Source organism: uncultured Microbulbifer sp. (genome assembly GCF_947489355.1).
Lineage (GTDB): Bacteria > Pseudomonadota > Gammaproteobacteria > Pseudomonadales > Cellvibrionaceae > Microbulbifer.
This window is the reverse complement of the sequence record NZ_CANLDD010000114.1, coordinates 1-3,718: the sequence shown is the minus strand read 5'-3', so window position 1 is coordinate 3,718 and position 3,718 is coordinate 1. Positions and strand designations below refer to the sequence as shown.

General features: G+C 59.2%; 1 protein-coding gene. It reads right to left on the bottom strand.

Annotated elements, in window-relative coordinates; all coding sequences use genetic code 11:
• Window positions 1-127 precede the first annotated feature (127 nt).
• Window positions 128-3,019, bottom strand: a complete 2,892-nt coding sequence (gene gcvP / locus Q1A48_RS20710) for an aminomethyl-transferring glycine dehydrogenase (RefSeq protein ID WP_299948677.1) — start codon at window positions 3,017-3,019, stop codon at window positions 128-130.
• Window positions 3,020-3,718: the final 699 nt, after the last annotated feature.

Below are 3,718 nucleotides of genomic sequence, written 5' to 3'. Positions count from 1 at the left end.
ATCGAAAGTAGGTTTGGTCATAGGTCATCTCTTTTTTGCTAATGATAAAGAAATGACACAGAATTCTGAACACTACCCTTTGAGCTGGCCAATTGTTGGCTTCCCAGGCTATTAAAAGCCCCGGCTTTTACTCTGTATAACTCTCCATTGGCGGGCAGGAGCAGATCAGGTTGCGGTCCCCGTAGACATTGTCGATACGGTTGGCTGCTGGCCATACCTTGTGCGCTTTCAGCCACGCTGCCGGGCGGCCGGCTACATCGCGGGAGTAGCTGTGGGTCCAGTTGTCGGTCATCACATCCTCAAGGGTGTGCGGCGCGTTGTGCAGTGGGTTGTCCTCGGCGGTGTATTTGCCGCTGGCAACAGCTTCCACTTCACGGCGGATAGTGGCCATGGCTTCGATAAATCGGTCCAGCTCCTGCAGGGATTCACTCTCGGTGGGCTCGATCATCAGGGTGCCGGCCACCGGGAAAGACATGGTGGGCGCGTGAAAGCCAAAGTCCATCAGGCGCTTGGCGATGTCCTCTTCGGTGATGCCGCTGGATTCCTTGAGCGGGCGCAGGTCTACCAGGCATTCATGGGCGACAAAGCCGTTGGTGCCGGTGTAGAGCAGGGCGTAGTGTTCGCTCAGTTTCTTGGCCACGTAGTTGGCATTCAGGATTGCCATTTCGGTAGCCCGTTTCATGCCCTGCTTGCCCATCATGCGGATATACATCCAGCTGATTGGCAGGATACTGGCGGAGCCCCAGGGCGCGGCGGAGATGGTGCCGTTCTCCACATGGGTTTCCGGTACTTCTATTACCGGGTGGCCTGCCAGGTAGGGCTTCAGGTGTTTGCCAACAGCGATCGGGCCCATGCCGGGGCCGCCGCCACCGTGGGGGATGCAGAAGGTTTTGTGCAGGTTCAGGTGGGAGACATCACCACCGAACTGGCCCGGTGCCGCCACGCCGATCAGGGCGTTCATGTTGGCGCCGTCGATATACACCTGACCACCGGCCTGGTGTACAAGATCGCACACCTCGCGGATACCTTCCTCGAATACACCGTGGGTGGACGGATAGGTCACCATCAGCGCGGCAATGCGGTCGCCGTGCTCTTCGATCTTGGCCTTTAGGTCTTGGGTATCCACATTGCCTTTGTCATCACAGGCAACCACAACCACTTTCATGCTTACCATCATGGCGGAGGCTGGATTGGTGCCGTGGGCGGAGGCGGGGATCAGGCAGATATCGCGCTGGATTTCGCCTTTCGCTTCGAAGTATTTCTTGATGGCAATCAGGCCGGCGTACTCGCCCTGGGAGCCGGCGTTGGGTTGTAGGCTCACGGCATCATAACCGGTACAGGTGGCCAGCATCTGCTGCAGCTGGCGGAATATTTCCGCGTAACCCTCGGCCTGGTCACTCGGCGCGAAGGGGTGCAGTTTGCCGAACTCGGGCCAGGTGACCGGAATCATCTCAGCGGTGGCATTCAGCTTCATGGTGCAGGAGCCCAGGGGAATCATGGAGTGATTCAGGGCGATATCCTTGGCCTCCAGAGACTTGAGGTAACGCAGCATCTCGGTCTCGGAGTGGTAGGTGTTGAACACCGGGTGGGTCATAAATTCGGTATCGCGCAGTAGGGAAGCGGGCACACCCAAAGAGCCTTTACTGGCAATTTCGCTGTCCAGGGCGTGTAGGTTGATGCTGTGCTCGGTGCCGGTAAAGACATTGATCAGGTCGGACATATCCTGCAGGGTGGCGGTCTCGCTCAGGCTCACACCCAGGGCGTCTTCCCCTACTTTGCGCAGGTTGATCTCGGCGGCCAGGGCACGCTGGTAGATCTCTTCCTGCTTGGCGCCAACGGTGACAGTCAGGGTGTCGAACCAGCTGTCGTGGGCCAGGTTGAAGCCTTCGCGCTGCAGGGCGGAAGCGAGGATATCTGTCAGGCGCTGGATGCGGGCGGCGATGGTCTTCAGGCCTTCGGGGCCGTGGTAAATCCCGTAGAAAGCACTCATCACCGCCAGCAGAACCTGGGAGGTACAGATATTGGAGTTGGCTTTCTCGCGGCGGATATGCTGCTCGCGGGTCTGCATGGCCATACGCAGGGCGCGCTTGCCTTTGCTATCCACGGAAACACCGATGATGCGCCCCGGCGCAGAGCGCTTGTAGGCCTCGCGGAAGGCGAAGAAGCCGGCGTGAGGACCGCCGTAGCCCATGGGGATACCGAAGCGCTGGTTACAGCCAACCACTACGTCTGCCCCCATTTCACCCGGCGCTTTCAAGGCCACCAGGCTCATCAGGTCGGCGGCTACGGTCACCAGGCCGTTGGCCTCGTGTACCTTAGTGATGATATCGGTCAAATCGCGTACGCGGCCGGTGCTGCCAGGGTATTGCAGCAGGGCGCCGAACAGCTCGGCGGGGATGTCGGTTTCCACATCGCCCACAACCACCTCAAAGCCGAAGTGCTCGGCGCGGGTTTTAACGATGGCAATCGTCTGCGGGTGGCAGTCCCGATCCACAAAGTAGACGTTGGACTTGTTGCGCTTGGCCTGGCGCTTACACATGGCCATGGCCTCTGCGGCAGCGGTACCCTCGTCCAGCATGGAGGCGTTGGCCAGTTCCATACCGGTGAGGTCCATGATCATCTGCTGGAAGTTCAGCAGGCCCTCCAGGCGGCCCTGGGCTATTTCCGGCTGGTAGGGGGTATAGGCAGTGTACCAGCCCGGATTCTCCAGCACATTGCGCAGGATCACGTTGGGGGTAATGGTGTCGTGGTAGCCCATACCAATAAAGGTGCGGTAAATGCGGTTGCGCGCCGCGATACCCTTCAGCTCTGCGAGGGCCTCCTCCTCGTTGATCGCATCGGCCAGGTCCAGCGCATCAGTTTTGCGGATGGCTTCGGGCACGGTTTTCCCGATCAGTTCGTCGAGACTGGCAACCCCGAGGGTTTCCAGCATGGCCGCTACCTGCTTGGCATCGGGTCCAATATGGCGGTGGATAAAGGCGTCGTGTTGTTCCAACTGCTGCAGCGATGGTTGGGTCATAAACTTCATTCCTGTAGTCGCAGGGAGTCGTCGCGGTGCGCTCGCGGTTAAAAATAGCACCTGGCCTCTGTGCCGCTTCTCCTGTGTAAAGCCCCGGTTCTCCGGGTTTCGGATAGGCGGGGTGGCTTATGGGAAGGCCGGATTAACGGCAGCTCACCGTAAGGTGCGGGTGCGGCAGGGAGTCCGGGCCATAGCGGCAGGCGCGCATCTTAGCAACCGTTGCGAGCCTGGGCAATCTGCGGGATTCAGGCGGGGAAACTGCTGAAATTCAGTGAGAATTTTGTGTGAAATCCTGTCTATCCGCAGATAGGGCGACCTTATTCCAGTGAGGGCTGGCTGGGGTTGGTCGGAGAGACTCCTGCCGCTGGTGTCTAAGGATTTGAACAAAAAGCTGTCTTCGGTCACTTTGTAGAGGGATGCCCTTGCGGTCATGGTAGTAGTGGTTTCCTGTTTTCAGGGGGGGAGCGGCTGCCCGGCGCCCTACAGGGCGCAGCCATTGTTGTGCCAGAGGCGGGATACAATGGCCTCTGAGGCGGCTCTCTGTGGTGTTGTGGCGTGCCTGGTGCCGGCGACTGGCGATGAAATCGAGGGCGTTGGGTAACCGGTAGCTGGCATGGTATTGCTAGGGGCAGTTCCCGTTTCACATGGGTAGCCATAGGAAGGCACAAGCCATAGCTACTGTGCTTTGATAGCACCTCT